Origin of the sequence: Bradyrhizobium sp. SZCCHNRI3052 (assembly GCF_032484895.1) — a bacterium.
In the GTDB taxonomy this organism is placed as follows: Bacteria; Pseudomonadota; Alphaproteobacteria; order Rhizobiales; family Xanthobacteraceae; genus Bradyrhizobium.
The window spans coordinates 136,825-154,887 of sequence record NZ_JAUETW010000005.1 but is presented as its reverse complement, the minus strand read 5'-3'; the positions used below and the strand labels follow the sequence as shown (position 1 = coordinate 154,887).

At 65.5% G+C, this 18,063-nt stretch carries 12 protein-coding genes; 1 reads left to right on the top strand and 11 read right to left on the bottom strand.

Features of this window, described 5'->3' with window-relative positions; genetic code table 11:
• Positions 1-113: 113 nt before the first annotated feature.
• Positions 114-1,685: a flagellin gene (locus QW887_RS16485; RefSeq protein ID WP_316187526.1), complete on the bottom strand. Its 1,572-nt coding sequence runs from the start codon at positions 1,683-1,685 to the stop codon at positions 114-116.
• Positions 1,686-1,913: 228 nt separating this feature from the next.
• The gene (locus tag QW887_RS16480) at positions 1,914-3,464 is read right to left on the bottom strand and encodes a flagellin (protein WP_316187527.1); all 1,551 of its coding nucleotides are present in this window, start codon (positions 3,462-3,464) and stop codon (positions 1,914-1,916) included.
• A gap of 388 nt (positions 3,465-3,852) precedes the next feature.
• Here QW887_RS16480 and flbT point away from each other — a divergent pair, with 388 nt between their 5' ends.
• On the top strand, positions 3,853-4,278 hold the full coding sequence (gene flbT, locus QW887_RS16475) for a flagellar biosynthesis repressor FlbT (protein WP_315715996.1): 426 nt from the start codon (positions 3,853-3,855) through the stop codon (positions 4,276-4,278).
• Between the two features lie 174 nt (positions 4,279-4,452).
• Here flbT and QW887_RS16470 read toward each other — a convergent pair whose 3' ends face one another.
• The 9 genes from QW887_RS16470 to msrB all read right to left on the bottom strand — a co-directional run bounded on the left by QW887_RS16470 (position 4,453) and on the right by msrB (position 18,031).
• Complete coding sequence (locus QW887_RS16470) at positions 4,453-6,003, bottom strand: flagellin (RefSeq protein WP_315715995.1); 1,551 nt, start codon at positions 6,001-6,003, stop codon at positions 4,453-4,455.
• 345 nt (positions 6,004-6,348) lie between these two features.
• Positions 6,349-7,785, bottom strand: a complete 1,437-nt coding sequence (locus tag QW887_RS16465; protein ID WP_316188188.1) for an aspartate aminotransferase family protein — start codon at positions 7,783-7,785, stop codon at positions 6,349-6,351.
• Positions 7,786-7,853: 68 nt separating this feature from the next.
• Positions 7,854-9,044: a hypothetical protein gene (locus QW887_RS16460; RefSeq protein ID WP_315713621.1), complete on the bottom strand. Its 1,191-nt coding sequence runs from the start codon at positions 9,042-9,044 to the stop codon at positions 7,854-7,856.
• Positions 9,045-9,096: 52 nt separating this feature from the next.
• A complete protein-coding gene (locus QW887_RS16455) occupies positions 9,097-10,725 on the bottom strand; it encodes a hypothetical protein (protein ID WP_316194697.1) in 1,629 nt (542 codons plus the stop codon).
• Positions 10,726-10,736: 11 nt separating this feature from the next.
• On the bottom strand, positions 10,737-11,543 hold the full coding sequence (locus QW887_RS16450) for a hypothetical protein (RefSeq protein WP_316187529.1): 807 nt from the start codon (positions 11,541-11,543) through the stop codon (positions 10,737-10,739).
• A gap of 92 nt (positions 11,544-11,635) precedes the next feature.
• Positions 11,636-13,507, bottom strand: a complete 1,872-nt coding sequence (locus tag QW887_RS16445; RefSeq protein WP_316187530.1) for a flagellar protein — start codon at positions 13,505-13,507, stop codon at positions 11,636-11,638.
• A 15-nt stretch (positions 13,508-13,522) separates the two neighbouring features.
• Positions 13,523-15,385 (bottom strand): flagellar hook-associated protein FlgK, encoded by a 1,863-nt coding sequence (gene flgK / locus QW887_RS16440; protein WP_315753154.1) that lies wholly within the window; start codon positions 15,383-15,385, stop codon positions 13,523-13,525.
• 44 nt (positions 15,386-15,429) lie between these two features.
• Positions 15,430-17,232 (bottom strand): flagellar hook-basal body complex protein, encoded by a 1,803-nt coding sequence (locus QW887_RS16435; protein ID WP_315712671.1) that lies wholly within the window; start codon positions 17,230-17,232, stop codon positions 15,430-15,432.
• A gap of 295 nt (positions 17,233-17,527) precedes the next feature.
• A complete protein-coding gene (msrB, locus tag QW887_RS16430) occupies positions 17,528-18,031 on the bottom strand; it encodes a peptide-methionine (R)-S-oxide reductase MsrB (protein ID WP_316175782.1) in 504 nt (167 codons plus the stop codon).
• Positions 18,032-18,063: the final 32 nt, after the last annotated feature.

Genomic DNA, 18,063 nt, shown 5'->3' with positions numbered 1-18,063 from the left:
ACTGCCCCGACATCGAACGAAGACCAGTGCCGGCACGCTCGGCATAGCCTAACGCAGAAGCGGCGGGCATGGCCCGCCGCTTCGATGAGATGTTATTCCGGTACGTTCGCGCGTCAGCGCAGGAGCTGCAGCACGCTCGCCTGCGACTGATTGGCCAGCGCGAGCGCGGAGACCGCGATCGACTGACGGGTCGACAGCGCCTGGCTGTTGGCAGCCTCTTCGTTGGTGTCGGCCAAGGTCAAGTTCGACGAGCCGGTCTGCAGCACGTTGATCAGGTTCTTGTTGAAGTCCTGACGGATCTGCACGATCGAGAGGTTCGAACCGAGCGACGACGCTTCAGAGCGGATCGCGGTCGATGCACTGTTCAAGGTCGTGAGCACCTTGTTGGCCGAGTTGCTGTCGAGGAAGTCGCTTCCGACCACCAGCGCCGACAGGCCGAGACCGGTGCTGTTGAAGGTCACGCCGGTGATGTTCAGCGTGGACCGTCCGGTCTCGTTGAACACCAACTTGAGCGTGTCGCCGTTGAGCAGGTTGATGCCGTTGAACGAGGCGTCTTGCGCCGTGGTGTTGATCTGCGCCAGGACGTTGTTGTACTGCGCGATCAGGCCGGCACGCGTCGTCTGAGAGTTGGTGTCGGCCACCGGGGTCGAGGCCGTCACGCCGTTGAAGGCCATGCTGGCCGCGGTCGAAGAGCCGGCGACCGCGCCGATCGTCGACGATGCCGCTTCGTTGGTGGTGAGGATCGTAAGCTGGCCCGTCGTGCTCAGGCTGGCCTGCAGGTTGTTGGCCGCGAGCGCCGTATTGAGCTGTGCCAGCGTCGAGATCTGCGAAGCACCTGTGCCGAACGTTATGTTCGTTGCGATGCCGCCCCCTGTCGAGGCAATTGTCAGCGTCTGTCCTGTCAAGGCTGGCGGATTTCGTGTGGTCGTGCCGGCGGTCAATCCGAGCTTGGCCAGGGCCGTGCCCGATACTGTCAGATCCTGCGCCGTGCCTGTCGCCAGCTGGATCTTGCCCGCTGCCACCGTGGACGGCGTTGCGGTGGCTCCGGTCACCGAATCGATGGCAGCCAGGAGGTTGCTGACGGTGTCGCCGACGCCGATATTGGTACCGGCCGAGACCGAGCCGGCCACGAAGGTGAACACGACACCGTTGACCACGAGCGTATCGCCGGTGGTGACGCTGCTCGCCAGGTCGTTCGAGGTCGAGCTCGCCGTACCCGACAGCCTGGTGGATCCGGTGATCGCAACGGCCGAGCTGAGGTTGTCGTTGTTGACCGTGCTGCCGGTCACGAAATTGTTTGAGGAGCTGCCGAGCAGGTTGTTCGCCGTCGCCCCTGAGATGACCGCGGAGGTCACGCTCGACTTGGTGGTGTATCCCGTCGGCGCCTGAAGCACCTGGCTTGCGATCGATTTGGCGCTGTCGACAAGCTTCTGAAGTGAGGTGAGACCGGTATTCGCAGCCTGGAGAACCTGGACACCGTTGCCGATGCTGTCGAGCAGATTCGCAATGTCGCTCGCGCGGTTGTTGAGCGATTGCGAGGTGAAGAATTCGGTGGGGTTATCGAGCGCCGTGTTGACCTTGTTGCCGGTGGCCAGGTTGTTTTGAGTCGTGGCCAGCAGCGATGCGGTGTTTTGCAGCGCCAGCAGGTTTTGGCGAACCGAAGCCGAGAGAACGATACCGGACATGTGTGTGAAACCTTCCTAGTTATTCACCAGGGGGTTCTAGTCCACCCACTTTTAAAACATGGTTAATGGCACTTTAAATTTCTTGCTTAACGACTGGTTGCGATCCTTGGCTCCACTCGCGTCCGGTTCCAGACCAGTATTGATACGGGCCGGACGGCCAAACCAGGCGAAAAAAAAGCGGCGGGGTTTCCCCCGCCGCCTTGGTCGTCGAGATGCGATGCTTGTGGATCAGCGCAGCAGCTGCAGCACGCTCGCCTGCGACTGGTTGGCGAGCGACAGCGCGGACACCGCGATCGACTGACGGGTCGACAGCGCCTGGCTGTTGGCCGCTTCCTCGTTGGTGTCGGCCAGCGTCAGGTTCGACGAGCCGGTCTGCAGCACGTTGATCAGGTTCTTGTTGAAGTCCTGACGGATCTGCACCACCGACAGGTTCGAACCCAGCGTGGAGGCTTCCGACCGCAGCGTCGAGCTCGCCGAGTTCAACAGGGTGATCACCTTGTTCGCCGAGTTGTTGTCGAGGAAGTCGGTGCCCGAGGTGAGGTTCGACAGGCCAAGACCGCCAGTGTTGAAGGTCACACCGGTGATCGAGAGCGTCGACTTGCCGTTCTCGTTGAAGGTCAGCTTCAGCGTATCGCCGTTCAGCAGGTTGACACCGTTGAACGAGGCGTCGGCCGCGGTCGTGTTGATCTGCGCCAGCACGTTGTTGTACTGCGAGACCAGGCTCGCGCGCTGCGTCTGCGCGGTCGCATCCGCCACCGGCGCCGCCGCCGTCAGACCGTTGAAGGCCTGGCTGGATGCAGCCGACGTACCGCCGATCGCACCGATCGTGGCCGAAGCCGCGTCGTTGGTCGTGGTGATCGAGATCTTGCCGGTGGACGAGTCGACCGTGGCCTGCAGGTTGTTGGCTGCGAGCTTCGCGTTGAGATCGTTCAGCGACTTGACCTGTCCTGTCCCTAGACCGAACGTGATGCTTGTCGCCGTGCCACCTCCTGTGGCGCCGACCGTCAAGGTCTGACCTGACAAGCCGTCGCCGACAGCAGTCAGCCCGAGCTTGCCCAAGGTGCCGGTGCTGCCCGAGAGCGTCAATCCCGCCGCCGGCGGCGTCAGGGTGATCGCACCCGCGGTGATCGACGCGGTCACGCCGGTCTGGGTCTGGATCGCCGACAGCAGGTTGCTGACGCTGTCGCCGATGCCGATGTTGGTGCCCGTCGAGGACGTGCCGGTGATGAAGGTGAAGGTGGTGCCGTTGACGACCAGCGTCTCACCGGAGGTGATGCCGGAGGCGAGGTTGTTCGACGCGGTGCCCGCCGTGCCCGACAGCTTGGTCGAGCCGGTGATCGCCACCGCGCTCGAGGTATTGTCGTTGTTCACGACCGAGCCGGTCACAGCTGTCGAGCTGGAGCCGAGCAGGTCGGTGGCGGTCGCCCCGGTCAGAGCCGCCGAGGTCACGCTGGACTTGGTCGAGTAGCCCACGGAGCTCTGCAGCACCTGGTTGGCGATCGACTTGGCGCTGTCGACGAGCTTCTGCAACGAGGTGATGCCGGTGTTGGCGGCCTGCAGCACCTGCACGCCGTTGCCGATACCGTCGAGCAGATTGGAGATGTCGGAAGCGCGGTTGTCGAGACCCTGGGCGGTGAAGAAGTTGGTCGGATTGTCGAGCGCCGAGTTGACCTTCTTGCCCGTGGAGAGATTGTTCTGGGTGGTGGCGAGGAGCTGAGCCGTCGACTGAAGCGAGAGCAGATTCTGACGCACCGACGCCGAGAGAACAATACCTGACATTTTCATACCCTTCTGGTGTGAAACAAACGGCCCGATCCATTCAGGATCAAGGCGAAGCCCGTCGGTGACTGCACCACCGGGCGACGGGCGTTAAGGTAAATGCGAGCGGCTAACAAACAGTGAAGTCACGACCGCTCGCGGTCCCCGATGCGTGGCATCGGCACGGCCGCGCATCGGCGATTCGCCGCGGATCACCTTGAAAACACCGTATATTCGCCAGGCGGGCGCGGCCGTTTACCGTCCGTTAACCATGATCGGAAAGGATTGCTGCGCACCGACCGATCGAGCGCGCAGACTCCCCGCGCGATCTAGACTGGCAGCTGGACCCGTCATCGGCCTCGACGCAGCAGGTTCGGCGCCACGCCGATTGCGGCAACGGAGAATGAGAATGGCCCTGAAAGTCGAACTGAAGCCGCATGAGCGCATCATCATCGGCTCCTGCGTGATCACCAACACCGATCAGCGCGCGCGCCTCCTGATCGACGGCGAGAACATTCCGATCCTGCGCGAGAAGGACATCCTGACGCCGGAGACGGCCGACACGCCGGCCAAGCTCGTCTATCTTGCGGTCCAGCTGATGTACATCTCGCCGGGGGCAGACGCGGATCACGGCACCTATTTCAACCTGCTGCGCGACATCATCACCACGGTGCCGAGCGCCTGGCCGATTATCGAGGCGATCAACGGTCATATCCTCAACGGCGATCTCTACCAGGCGCTGAAGGAAGCCAAGAAGCTCGTCGCCTACGAGAAGAAGCTGATCGAGCAGGCTGAAGCCGAACAGCAGGACAAGCCGGTGAGCTCGGCGGCCTGAGCTTTCGTCTCCTCACCCGACATCGAAAGGCCCGGCTCGCCAGTCGCGAGACCGGGCTTTCCGATTTTTGCGCGCTCGCCAAGCTACGCCGCAGCAATGTCGGACCTTTCCTCCGATAAAAAGGCGGCGGGGTTTCCCCCGCCGCCCTGGTCGTCGAGATGCGATGCTTGCGGATCAGCGCAGCAGCTGCAGCACGCTCGCCTGCGACTGGTTGGCGAGCGACAGCGCGGACACCGCGATCGACTGGCGGGTCGACAGCGCCTGGCTGTTGGCCGCTTCCTCGTTGGTGTCGGCCAGCGTCAGGTTCGACGAGCCGGTCTGCAGCACGTTGATCAGGTTCTTGTTGAAGTCCTGACGAACCTGCACCACCGACAGGTTCGAACCCAGCGTCGAGGCCTCGTTGCGCAGCGTGGAGCTGGCGGTGGTGAGCACGCCGATGACCTTGTTCGCCGAGTTGTTGTCGAGGAAGTCGGTGCCCGAGGTCAGGGTCGTCAGCCCGAGCCCCGCGGAGTTGAAGGTCACGCCGGTGATCGACAGCGTCGACTTGCCGTTTTCGTTGAAGGTCAGCTTCAGCGTATCGCCGTTCAGCAGGTTGACACCGTTGAACGACGCATCGCTCGCAGTCGTATTGATCTGCGCCAGCACGTTGTTGTACTGCGAGACCAGGCTCGCGCGCTGCGTCTGCGCGGTCACATCCGCCACCGGAGCCGCCGCCGTCAGACCGTTGAAGGCCTGGCTGGATGCAGCCGACGTACCGCCGATCGCGCCGATCGTGGCCGACGCCGCGTCGTTGGTCGTGCTGAGGGTGATCTTGCCGGTCGACGAATCGATCGAGGCCTGCAGGTTGTTGGCTGCGAGCTTCGCGTTGAGATCGTTCAGCGACTTGACCTGTCCTGTCCCTAGACCGAACGTGATGCTTGTCGCCGTGCCACCTCCTGTGGCGCCGACCGTCAAGGTCTGACCTGACAAGCCGTCGCCGACAGCAGTCAGCCCGAGCTTGCCCAAGGTGCCGGTGCTGCCCGAGAGCGTCAATCCCGCCGCCGGCGGCGTCAGGGTGATCGCACCCGCGGTGATCGACGCGGTCACGCCGGTCTGGGTCTGGATCGCCGACAGCAGGTTGCTGACGCTGTCGCCGATGCCGATGTTGGTGCCCGTCGAGGACGTGCCGGTGATGAAGGTGAAGGTGGTGCCGTTGACGACCAGCGTCTCACCGGAGGTGATGCCGGAGGCGAGGTTGTTCGACGCGGTGCCCGCCGTGCCCGACAGCTTGGTCGAGCCGGTGATCGCCACCGCGCTCGAGGTATTGTCGTTGTTCACGACCGAGCCGGTCACAGCCGTCGAGCTGGAGCCGAGCAGGTCAGTGGCGGTCGCACCGGTCAGAGCCGCCGAGGTCACGCTCGACTTGGTGGAGTAGCCCACCGCGCTCTGCAGAACCTGGTTGGCGATCGACTTGGCGCTGTCGACGAGCTTCTGCAGCGAGGTGATGCCGGTGTTGGCGGCCTGCAGCACCTGCACGCCGTTGCCGATGCCGTCGAGCAGATTGGAGATGTCGGAAGCGCGGTTGTCGAGACCCTGGGCGGTGAAGAAGTTGGTCGGATTGTCGAGCGCCGAGTTGACCTTCTTGCCCGTGGAGAGATTGTTCTGGGTGGTGGCGAGGAGCTGAGCCGTCGACTGAAGCGACAGCAAATTCTGGCGCACCGACGCCGAGAGGACGATACCTGACATTTTCATACCCTTCTGGTGTGAAATAAACCCCGATCCCTTCGAGATCGGGGTGCAGCCCAGGTCGATTTGAACGACCCCGGACGACGGGCGTCACGGTGAATGGCAGTGGCTAACAAACGCTGAAGGGTTGTGGTGCGCAGCCGCCTCAATCAGCGGAACAGGCGCATCGGCGCGGCTCATTGCCGCGTCATCGCGCAAGAACGCCCTTTGAAAAGGCTCGTTGATTCAACAAACGCGCCCGTCGTTCACAACGCGTCAACCACCTTTGGAAAGGTTTCGACGCGCGGCGACATTCTGCCGGCGGTCGTCATCAACCAGCGGACGACGCCGAGATACGGTTTGCGCTCAGAGCGCCAGCGGCGGCGCATCGACCTCGATCAACGGCGTGAGACCGGCCGCGCGCTGGCGGCCGAACATGAGGACCGCCGCAATCAGCCGGTCGATGTCGCTCGTCCCGGTGCGATGATTGACGATCGCGGCACGGATCGCCAGCCGTCCGTCGAGCATCGTGGTCGACGGCGCGGCGAGGCCGGATTCGTGGATGTCGGCGACGATCTCGCCGTTGAGTGCATCGGCATCGTCGGCACGATAGCGGAAGCAGACGATGTTGAGATTGACCGGCGCCAGCAGCTCGAGCTCGGGCTCGGCGCGCACCCGCGCCTCCAGATGGCGCGCGAGCTCGCAGCTTCGCGCGATCACGGCGCCGAGCGCATCCGTGCCGAACGTCCTCAGCGTGAACCATGTCTTCAACGCCCGGAAGCCGCGCGACAGATCAGGACCGAGATCGCAGGGCCACTCGGCGCCCGCCGCGAGACCACGGGTTTCCCGGCGCAGATAGGCGGCCGGCGAGGCGAAGGCGTCGCGATGCTTGGTGCCATCGCGCACCAGCAGGAAGCCCGCATCGTAGGGCACCTGCCCCCATTTGTGAAAATCCAGCGCAATCGAATCCGCCTGTTCGATGCCGGCGAGCTTCGGTGCGAGCTCCGCTGACAGCATCGCAAGCGCACCGAAGGCGCCGTCGACGTGAAACCAGAGCCCCTCGGCACGGCAGAGCTCGGAAATATCAGCGAGGTCGTCGATGGCGCCGATATCGACGGTGCCCGCCGAGGCGACGACGAGAAACGGATGCAGTCCCGCGGCGCGATCGCGCGCGATCGCGGTCCGCAGCTCGCCGACGTCGATGCGATGTGCGGCATCCACCGCGATGCAGCCGAGCGCGTCGCTGCCCAGTCCGCAGATGTCCATCGCCTTGGCGATGCAGCCATGCGCCGCCTTCGACGTGTAGGCGCGCAAGCGCCGCCCCTCCTCACCGAGACCCGCCGAGCGAACCGCCGCGCCGAGCGCGTTGCGGCGAGCGACCAGCACCGCCATCAGATTGGCCATCGAGGTGCCGGTGACGAAGATGCCGCTGGCGCTTGCCGGAAAGCCGAACAACTGACGCGTCCAGTCGACGACCTGCCGCTCGACCTCGATCGGCGCGTGGTCGCGGCCGCCGAGATTGGCGTTCAATCCGGCAGCCAGCATCTCGGCGAGCATGCCGACCACGGTGCCGCCGCCATGCACCCAGCCCATGAATCCAGGATGCACGTTGCCGGTCGCGTAGGGAACGACGAGCTCGCTGAAATCGCGATAGACCTCGGCGAGATCGGTCGGCGCATGCGGCAGCGCGCTGCGGAAGCTCTGCCGTGTCGCCGGCGACATCGGCTGCCACACCGGCCGGTCGCGGATATCGGCGACATAGTCGATCATGTCATCGAGCATGCGATGACCGAGCGCGCGCATCTCGTCCCAATGTTGCGGATCGAGCGTCTCCGCCGTCCGCGACGCAGGATCGATGCGCAGCCCGACGGTCACGCCGCCTGCTCCGCCCGCGACGTGGCGCGCTTCTCGATCATGGCCGCGAAGGCCGCGAAGATCTTCTGCATCTGCGGCGGCTTGTAGGGGAAGACCTCCGGCGAATCCATGTTGTGGACGACGGCCGTATTGTCGGCCTCGAACACCAGCAGCGTGCCGTCCCTGGTCTCGGCGCAGTCGATGATGAAATAGTCGAGACCGACGCGCGCGGCGATCGCATCGAGCACGCTGCGATGACGGCGGCCGAAGCCGATGTCGAAGGTCTGCATGAAGGTCGCCTCTTCGAGGCGCTTGCTCTCGCTGCCGGCCATGTTGGCGTTGAGGTACCAGATGTCCCAGCGTCGCGCGATCGCCATGTGGCAGGCGTAGGCCGTGCCGTCGACGAACACGATGCGGTACTTGCGGAACTGACCGTCCTCGCTGGCATAGTCGACGAAGCGCGAGACGAAGAACTCCTGCTCGCTGCGCTCGTCGAGATAGAGCGACAGCTCGAGCGGCTCGTCGACCTTCTCCAGGCCGACGCCGGCATGCGAACCGCGCGGCCGCACGATGACCGGGAAGACGAGCGAGTGGTCGACGTCCGTGATCCATTCGCGCTCGTCGGCGATCCCGATCAGGCGCTCGCGGTCGACGGGAATGGTCGCCGGAATGGTGAGCCCGTCGATGCCGGCGAGCCGCGCATGCAGCTTGTCGCGATCGAGATGCCAGATCCGCTCCGGCGGATTCAGCAGCGGACGCGGCCAGCGCGCCGCGACGGCATCGATCTCGCGCAGCGCGTGCTGACAATCCTCGGAATCGGACGCGATGACGATGGCGACGTCATGAGCGGGCAAAGGCGCCAGCAGGTCCGCGCCCGGAACGACATAGAGCAGCAGCAGCTCGAAGTCGGTGTCCTCGAGCAGGAATTCGATCGGCGTGTTGCTGCCCATGTCGGTGGCCGCCGCGAGCGCGAGCACGCGCAGCCGCGGCGTCGCGCTGTTGCAGGCAACGCGGTAGAGCTGCTGCGACTGCAGAACGTCGTGCTGGATCGCGAGCCCGGACGATTTCTCGCCGATGAGCTGCGCGATCAGCGCGAGATCGAGCCCCTCGCCCGGCTCCGCGCGGCCGTCGAGCAGCTTGGCGAGCAAGGCGGCCCACATCGGTTTCAGGTCCTGGCCGTCGAAGGCGGCCTTGGCGAGCTTGGCCATGCCGATCCGGTCGGCACATCCTGCGTCGGTGGCGTCGGCCAGCGCGAGCAAATCAGTCGGCATTGCAGATGTCCCTGAGATCCTGGCTGCTCAGATCCGATACGAGCAGCTCTGTTTTGGCAACGATGTCGGCGACGCGGTCGATGTCGGATTCGAGATTGACCCGGGCCGCGGTGACGTCGTCGCACCATGCGTCCGTCACCTGGCGCGCGCCGATGCACAGCCGCAGCGCGGCCGACTGCGCCTCGCCCGCGCGTTCGATCCGCACCGGCTGGCCGATCAGGCACTGGCGCGCGGCAATCTCGGCTGCGCGTCCAGTGAAGCGGCTGCCGAGATCGCGCTGCAGCGCGCGATACACCGCCTGCGTCTCACCGAGGCCGAGCGGGCCGCCGTCACGCTGGAGCGCGAACGGGAAGATGGTGGGAAAGCCGAACTCGCCATCGCTCCCATCCGGCGCAGGCGCGCGGGCGGCGATCGGACGCAGCACCGGCGACAGCATCAGCAGGCTTTCGATGGACTCGCCGAGCTGCCGGATCGCCATCCGGCGGAACGTCTCGGGCACGGCGTGATACGCGGCGATCTCCTCCAGCGCGGCCTCCCAGCGCAGCCACTGGCCGATATTGGCGCGCGGCGCCGTGCGCGCGCGCAGATCCGTCCAGGCGAGCGGCCAATCGCTGCGATTGACATAGTCGAACAGGCCGGGCGCGATCGGATGTCCGCGGCGCAGCGCAGCCGATGCGGCCGCGGGCACCAGCAGCGCGCCGCTGAAGGCGGGGCCGCCGAAGAACTTCGAGCCCGTGACGAGCACCAGATGGCCGCGTTCGAGATGATCGCGCAGCCGCGCCGCGCCGAGCCGCATCTGGCAGGCATCGACGACAACCTGCACGCGCCCCGGCCAGCGCCGCGCCACCTCGCCCAGGCAGGCCATGTCCGGCGCGCGCCAGCCGAGCTTGGAGGAATCCATGACCTGCAGCAGGACGCCACGGCCCCTTCGCACCAGCGCCTCGACGCTGTCGAGCATCTCGGCATCGATAGCAACGCGCGGCTGCATCGATGCGCCGTCGAGCAGCGGCAGCGACACGGCGTCGCCCGAGAGCCCCTCGATCGGCGTGTTCGTCCGCACCGCCAGACCGTTCGCCGTCCGCGTGCTGAAATGGTGTCCCCGGGCGCTCGCGGCGGTGCCGCTTCCGGTCTGGTCGCTGCCGACGACGATGCTCGTGACGGCCTCGCCCAGCACCGCCCGCACCAGCGCCAGCGCATGCAGTTGCGAGTCGGTGCCGGACGGCGAGAACACGATGTCGATCTCGTCGGCAAGGCCGAGATATCCGCGCAATTCGCAGCGCATCTCCTCGGTGCGCCGGTCGAGCGCGGCGTCGAGGCCGAGCGAGATCGCCGCATGCATCAGCTGCTCGCGCGCCAGCTCGACGCGCGCATAGGCGCGTTCTGAAATCGGCGAAGCCGTGCTCGATGCGAAGCTCAGCACATCGGGTTCGGGCGACGGCCCGCAGCCATAGACGTTGCGGCCCCAGGGGCGATCGAGCGCCAGGCGGGTATCGCCGCCATCGATCAGGAGATCGCCGAGCAAGGCAAAGAGATCGCGCAGTCCGGTCGCGGCGCCCTGCTCGCGCCGGTCGATCCGGGATGATTGGGATATCTGCGACCGGGTTACCGCCGGGGTCATCGCGCGGATCGTCAGGCTGCGTCGGCCGCGGCGGCGGTGGGAACCGCCACCGCCGACGCGAATTGCGAGGCGACATTGCCGTGAAACACGGACGGACCGACGTGATCGAGCCGGCTGTCGAGATCGGCCCAGATCTCGCCGCCGAGATCGGTCCATCGCCTGCAGAACGCGAAATCCTCGCTGAGATAGGTCCCGGTCGCCGGGTCGATCATGCATTCGAACAGCGCGAAGCGGTTCGGACTGCCGGCCAGCGCATCCTGCGAATGCTCGCGGAAGAACTGCAGCGGGGCGTAGGCCGGATGCGCGATCATCGTCTCGATGACGCGGCGGCGGACCATCAGGAAGCCGGCGCCGGCATAGCGCACGCGGGTGAAGCCGTTGACCACCGCAACGTGGTCCGGATTGTCGATCTCCAGCACGTAGTCGAGCGATGCCGCCGGCACGTCCATGCGGTTGGAATTGATGGCGCGGCGCGCCTTGTTCCAGTTGACCTTCTTGACCGGATAGACGCCGGCGACCATGTCGCCGCCGGACGCGATCAGCCGGAACACCTGCTTCGGCGTGAAGCCGATGTCGGCATCGACGAAGAGCAGATGCGTGGCCGAGGGATCGTTGAGGAACAGGGTAACGAGATTGGCCCTGGCACGGGTGATCAGCGCATCGCCGTCGCGCATGTGGACGGTGAGGTCGACGTTGGACGCGGCGCGCAACTCGCGCTGCAGGGCGAAGATCGAGCTCGCATAGATGCTCGACACCTGGCCGCCGAAGCATGGTGTCGCGACCACCAGATGAATGCGCTCGTCGGTTCCGTCACTCACGTCCGCCTCCAGACAAAGAGGCTCTCGCCCCAGATCTGAACAAAAGCTAAAGAGACGTGGTTAACGAAAACCTAACCGCCGCCCCCGGGGCGCTACAGATATTTCACCAGCGTCAACTGGGCCAGCATCGCCGTCGTCTGGTAGGACGCCTGGAGGTTGGTCTGCAGCTGCAGGATCTGGCTCGCCACCTCCTGCTGCGAGATGCCCTCGGTCTGGTCGACCATGGCCTGCATCGCCGCCTTGGCCTGGGTCTGGCGCGCCGTGGCGTCCTTCATCGTGGTCTGGGCGTTGGCGAACTCGGTCTGGATATCCGAGATCGCCTGCTGGCCGAGCTGCGGCGTCAGGTTGGCGGCGATGCGCTGGCTGAGCGCACCGATCTGCTGCGGAGCATTTGCTCCCGCTGGCGGCGTGTTGACGGCGGCATAGACCGCGGTCTGCTGCACGAGGTTGCGGATCGCGAACTCGTTGCCCTGGGCGCCGAACTGAATGCTCTGCGCCGTGTCGATCCGGATGCTCGCGCTCGACCGCGCCGAGCCGGGACCGCTGTTGCCGGTGTACCAGGCGACGGTGTTGGCCGAACCGTTGACGAGGCTGGTCGCCGACCCCAGCGGCGAGCCGGAGACGCGCAACGGCGGCGTCGGCGCCGTCACGGTGCCGGAGAAGCCGAGCGCCCCGAACGCACCCGCGTTCGAGCTCGACACCGAGAAGCCGGCGGCGTCGTTGGTGCGCAAGGTGATCACGCCGCCGCTGACCGTCGACGGCGTCGACGTGCCGCTGAGCGTATCGATCTTCGACAGCAGCGTCTGCACGCTGTCGCCGACATTGATCTGGTTGTTGCCGTTGGCGCCGGAGGCGACGAAGGTCAGCGTCTGCCCATTGACCGTGATGGTGTCGCCGGTCGCAAAGCTGGTCGCGATCGAGTCGGAGCCCGCCCCGCCCGACAGCAGCGTCGCTCCCGTGATCGGCGCCGGCGTTGCGAGCTTGTTGTTGACCACCGTTCCCGACACGGCGCTCGCCGTGTTGAAGAAGTTGTCACCGGCGACGACCGCCGAGGCGGCGGTCAGCGAGGTGTTGGCCAGCGTCGACAGCGCCGTGTTGAGCGCCGCATTGAGATTGGCGGAGGTGGCCGCCGGCGTGGCGCCGATGGCGAACGTATTGGTCGGCGCCGGCGTCGTGGTGGACGCCGTCAGCTTGATCGATTCCGAGGTGCCGTCGGGCAGCTTGAAGGTGAAGCTGATCTGGTCGCCCGCATTCGGATTGCCGGCGGTGAGATCGACCGAGATGCCCGGGGGCGAGCCGGACGGTCCGGTCACCGTGGCATTGGTCAGCGACGAGGTGACGCCGCTCAGCTTGAAGCCGAACGGCGAGCCGGCGACGTCCTCCGCCAGCGTGATCGGCATCGTGGCCGACGCCGACAGGTTCAGACGCCCGAGACCGTTGAGCCCGAGATCGGCCTGCTGCCGCTCGGCGATGACCTGCTTCAGGCCGGCCTGCGTCGTGGTGCCGTTCAGGATGTCGTCGGCCGATGCGATCGCCGGCCGGTCGGTGGCGCTGCCGGAGAAGATGTAGCGATCGCCGACCTGGGTGTTGAGGATGCCGGTGATGGCCGACAGGTTGGACAGCGCCGTCAATTGTCCCGTGGTCTGGCCGGTGCTGGTCAGGTTCTGCGGCGTCGCCGAGGCGCCACTCTGGACCTGGTCATGAATCTTGGACAGCGACTGCAGCGAGGTATTGACCGCGCCGATCACGGTATTGACGTGGGTCATCGTCAGCGTGAAGGCCGAGATGTTCGAGAGCTGCGCCCGCGCCGCGATCGCGAAGCCTTCGTCGGGGCCCATGCCGGCGTAGTTGTTCGCCTTGACGCCGCTCGAGAGCTGCGTGGAAAGGTCCGCGAGCTGGTTCGAGATGTTCCGCACGGACAGGCCGAGCAGAGAATTTCCGTAGTTGACACTGCTGATCGACATCTTACACGCGCCTCACTAAAATGCCTGGAGCAGGCTCTGCATCATGCTTTGCACGACCGACATGATATGGGCGTTGGCCGCATAGGTGTTCTGGACCTGGATCAGGTTGGACATCTCGCTGTCCATGTTGACCCCCGCCGTGCCCTGGAACTTCTCCTTCAGCGTGCTGACCACGACGGCCTGGCCCTGGCTGAGCTGGGTCGCCAGCGTCGAGGCACTGCCCTGCTGGCTGACGAACTGCTGCAGATAGCCGGACACCGTGCCCTGGAATGGCTGCGCCGCCGAGCCGAGGCCGGTGGTTGGCGAGTAGCTGAAGGTCGCCGAGGTGAGCTGCGCGAACAGGAAGTCCGGTCGCGTCGCGTCGCCGGCCGCGGTCTGCGGCGAGGTCGAATAGGTCGACAGCTTGGTCGGATCGTTCAGCAATGCCGGGTTGACGTTGAGCCGCCCCGCGAGCCCCGTCATCTGCGAGCCGGTCGAGGTGATCGCACCGGTGTAGAGCGCACCGCCGTCAGTGAAAACCGGCAGTTGCGCGTTGCCGCTGGCGAGCGTCTGCACCGTGGTGGTGGCCGAGGCCGCCTTGACCGCCGCCTGGCTGGTGCCGTCATCGGTGATCCGCAGCGTGGTGCCGGAGGGATTGGAAAACTGCAGATGCGCGCCACCGAGCGCGCTGTTGAGCTGCGACACCACCGAGGCCATGCCGAGCGAGAAGTCGACGCCGACATAGGACGGGTTGGCGCCGGAGGCGTTCTTCAGCGGCAGCGCCGCGGGATCGTTGACGTTGACGATCTTGACCTGGCGCTGGACGTTGCTCGAATCCGTGTAGGTCAGGTTGATGGTGTTGCCCGCCAGCAGCCCGCTGGTCGAGACGTCGAAGCCGGCCGGAGGTCCCGCCACCGCGGTACCCGCCGTGGTCTTGTCGGACAGCGCCGAGGCCATCGTCGCCGCGAGCTGGTCGACCTGGGTCTGCGCCTGCACCAGGGTCTGGTCGCGCAGCTTGAGGTCGGCCGCGATCTGACCCGAGTTCAGGAGATTGTTCGACACGACGTCGAGCGACACGCCGTTCGACAGCTTGATGTTGAGCTGCCCGACGCCGGTCTTGGTCGGATCGCTGTTGTAGAGCGAGGTGGCGTCGAGCGTCCCCGGCGACGAGAAGGTGAACTCGGAGCTGAGGCCTGCGCCGACCAGCTGGATGCCCGAATTGGTGAACACGCTCGTGCCGTTGGTCGGATCCGACACGACGCGGATGTCGACATATTTGGCAAGCGTGTTGATCGCGTTGTCGCGCTGGTCCTGCAGGGTCGCCGCCAGCGGGTCGGAGCTGTCGAGGCCCTGCAGCTGCGTGTTGAGCGTCGCGATCTGCTTGATCGCCGCGTTGGCCTGCGTGACCGAATTGCCGATGTCCTGCTCGACATTGGTGCGCAGGGTCTGGATGCCCTTGGTGGTCGCGTTGAGCTGCAGCGCCACGCCCTGCGCCGCCGACAGCGCCACCGACTGCGCCGACTGGTTGCTCGGATTGTTCGACAGCGACTGCAGCGCCGTGGTGAAATTGTTCAGCGCCGTCTCGAGCGTGCCGCTGCCGCCGGGCGTACCGTACACGGTCTGCAGCTGGCTCAGGATGTTGGCCATCTGATTGGCATAGGTCCCACCCGAGGTCTCGGTGCGGAGCTGGTTCTGGACGAACAAGTCGAGCTGACGGTTGACGCCCGTCGTCGTCACCGTCGAGCCGAAGCCGCCGCTGGCGACCTCGATCTGGTTCGGGTTCTGCGCGACGTAGCCGGGCGTGTTCGCGTTGGCGACGTTCGATGAGATGATCGAGAGCGCGGCCTGCGTCGAGCGCAGGCCGGACATCGCGGTGGCGAGGGCAGAACTCAAACCCATGTTCGGTAGCCTTATGTCAATTCAACTGCCACGTCTCAGCGCGATCAGCGCAGCACGTTCAGAAGATCCTGCACCATCGAATTGGCCGTCGTGATCACCTTGGTGTTGGCCGAATAGGCCTGCTGGGTCACGATCAGCTTGGTGAACTCGTCGGCGATGTCGGTGTTGGAGCCTTCCAGCGAGCCGCCCGAGATCTTGCCGGTCGCGCCGATGATGGCCTGGCCGGACTGGTCGGTCGCCTCGTAGGCGCCGCCGTCGAGCGCCTTCAGGTAGTTGGTGCCGTTGAAGTGCGACAGCGTGACCTGCGCCAGGTTGATGGTCTGGCCGTTGGAGAAGGTGCCGGTGACGACGCCGCTGTTGTTGACGGCGACCGACTGCAGCTGGCCGGCGGCGAAGCCGTTCTGATTGATCTGGTTGATCGTCGCCGAGCCGATCGTGCTCGCATATTGCGTCAGCGCGCCCGAGGAGATGTTGAGGCTGACGGTGCCGAGCGTGGTGCCGTCGACCACGACGTTGGGAATGGAGATGTTGGAGGTCGTCGGCGACACGAGCGAGCCGTCGGAGGCGAACGTGAAATTGGTGCCGACGTTCTGCCAGGCCACGGTCGAGCCAGTGGCGCTGGAGTTGGTCTGGTAGAACAGGTTCCAGGTGTCCTTGTGGCCCGTGCCGAGCGTCGAGCTGTCGACCTTGCCCCAGCGCAGCTGCACGTTCACCGGCGTGCCCGACGAATTGTAGGCCGTGACCGCGCCGCCCGAGATCGTCTCGTTGTTGAAGTTGGTGAGATCGTTGCCGATCACGATGCCGGTGCCGGGACTCGCCGTGCGCGTCAGTGCCACGGGTGACGTGAGGCCGAGCGCGGTGAAACCCGGCGAGGCACTGCTCAAGTTCCAGTCCTCGCCGCTGCCGGAATGCAGCGTGATCTTGCCGGCGGTGATGGTCGGCTGCACGCCGGTGACGGCCGCGATCTTCGCCAGCAGCGTGCCGACGGAGTCGCCGACATTGATCTGGGTACCCGAGGCGCCGGAGGCGACGAAGGTGAAGGTGACGACGTCGCCGGCGCTGCCGGTCATGGTGATGGTGTCGCCGGTGGTGAAATTGCTCGAGATCGAGTCGCCGCTGGCGCCGCTCAACAATGTCGAGGTCGTGATCTGCGCCGGCACCTTGTTCACGGCGGTGGCGCCGGTGACGGTGGAGTCGGCGTAGAAATTGGTGCCGACCGGCAGCGGCACGTTGGAGAGGTCGGCCGAGTTGAGGCCGCCGGCCGCGACCAGCGTGCCGGTCGCAGCGTTGCCGCTGGCGGCGGTCTTCGGCTGCGTCGGCAGGTTGGCGGCGTACTGGATTGCGGTGGTCGCCTGCGCCGGCACGAAATTGTTGGCGAATTGCAGCACGGTCGGCACGTTGCCGGTGGCGTTGCCGGTCTTCGGATCGACCGCGACACCCATCAGGTAATAGCCGGCGCCATTGATCAGGTTGCCGTTGGCGTTGAGCTGGAAGTCGCCGCGGCGGGTGTAGTTGGTGACGCCGGTGAAGACCGGCACGTTATCGACGACCGAGGAGGCCTTCTGCACGTTGAAGAAGCCGTCGCCGTTGATCGCCATGTTGGTGGCGACCGAGGACGTCGAGACGGTGCCCTGGGTGGTGATGGTGGCCTTGGCGAAGGCCGTGACGCCGCCGGCATTCTGGCGCGTCGGGTTGGTCGCGTTGGGAATGAGGTCTTCGAAGCTGGTGCCGATTCCCTTGTAGCCGACGGTCGACGCGTTCGCGATGTTACCGGAAATATTCTGCAGCGCGAATGATTGAGCGGACAGACCGCTCACCGAAGTGTTCATCGCGTCGAAGATACCCATACCAATCTCTCCACTGTGATGCCGGTGGCGGGTCGGCCCGCACCGCGTTTCGTGGAGAGCTGTCGCAATCGCTGTGCCAGATGCGAAAATGCTGTGAAATCAGCGTGTTGGAAAACAACAACGTAAAAAAAGCGGCGTCAAAACTGGTGAACAATTGCCGAGCCGGCAGTTCTTGCCGGGCCGGACGCGCCAAATCGCGCTCCGGCACGGCCGCTCGTCACGGCTGCCGGCGCGTCCTGAAGACCCCCATCGAGCCTTGAACGGACGAGCCGGAATATCCTGGCGCAAATTCCTGTCAGGTCGACGACGGATTTGCCGGGTGGAACGTGAGCGAGAGCCCGTCCATGCAGTAGCGCAGGCCGGTCGGCTTGGGGCCGTCGTCGAACACATGGCCGAGATGGCCGCCGCAGCGGCGGCAATGCACCTCGGTGCGGACCATGCCGTAGGTCTTGTCCTGGCGGGTCGCCACGGCATTGTCGAGCGGCTTGAAGAAGCTCGGCCAGCCGGTGCCGCTGTCGAACTTGGTGTCGGAGGAGAACAGCGGCAGGTCGCAGCCGGCGCAGGCGAAGGTGCCCTTGCGATGCTCCTTCAGCAGCGGGCTGGTCCAGGGCCGCTCGGTGCCCTCCTCGCGCAGGATCTCGTATTGCTGCGGCGTCAATTGCGCGCGCCACTCGGCCTCGGTCTTCTCGATCTCGAACTTCTCGGCGGCGCGGGCCGGCGCGGAACCGCCGAGCCAGCGCAGGGCGGAGAAGCCGAACAGTCCGGCGGCGGTGGTGAACATCATGCGGCGGTCGATCATGGACGTCTCCGTGCGGTGATGGGTTACCGGAT

What these genes read in the sequence shown, in the direction of transcription:
- QW887_RS16485 (WP_316187526.1), bottom strand. Translation starts at nt 1,685, where the DNA reads ATGTCCGGTATCGTTCTCTCGGCTTCGGTTCGCCAAAACCTGCTGGCG.
- QW887_RS16480 (WP_316187527.1), bottom strand. Translation starts at nt 3,464, where the DNA reads ATGTCAGGTATTGTTCTCTCGGCGTCGGTGCGTCAGAATCTGCTCTCG.
- flbT (WP_315715996.1), top strand. Translation starts at nt 3,853, where the DNA reads ATGGCCCTGAAAGTCGAACTGAAGCCGCATGAGCGCATCATCATCGGC.
- QW887_RS16470 (WP_315715995.1), bottom strand. Translation starts at nt 6,003, where the DNA reads ATGTCAGGTATCGTCCTCTCGGCGTCGGTGCGCCAGAATTTGCTGTCG.
- QW887_RS16465 (WP_316188188.1), bottom strand. Translation starts at nt 7,785, where the DNA reads ATGCGCGCGCTCGGTCATCGCATGCTCGATGACATGATCGACTATGTC.
- QW887_RS16460 (WP_315713621.1), bottom strand. Translation starts at nt 9,044, where the DNA reads ATGGCCAAGCTCGCCAAGGCCGCCTTCGACGGCCAGGACCTGAAACCG.
- QW887_RS16455 (WP_316194697.1), bottom strand. Translation starts at nt 10,725, where the DNA reads ATGACCCCGGCGGTAACCCGGTCGCAGATATCCCAATCATCCCGGATC.
- QW887_RS16445 (WP_316187530.1), bottom strand. Translation starts at nt 13,507, where the DNA reads ATGTCGATCAGCAGTGTCAACTACGGAAATTCTCTGCTCGGCCTGTCC.
- flgK (WP_315753154.1), bottom strand. Translation starts at nt 15,385, where the DNA reads ATGGGTTTGAGTTCTGCCCTCGCCACCGCGATGTCCGGCCTGCGCTCG.
- QW887_RS16435 (WP_315712671.1), bottom strand. Translation starts at nt 17,232, where the DNA reads ATGGGTATCTTCGACGCGATGAACACTTCGGTGAGCGGTCTGTCCGCT.
- msrB (WP_316175782.1), bottom strand. Translation starts at nt 18,031, where the DNA reads ATGATCGACCGCCGCATGATGTTCACCACCGCCGCCGGACTGTTCGGC.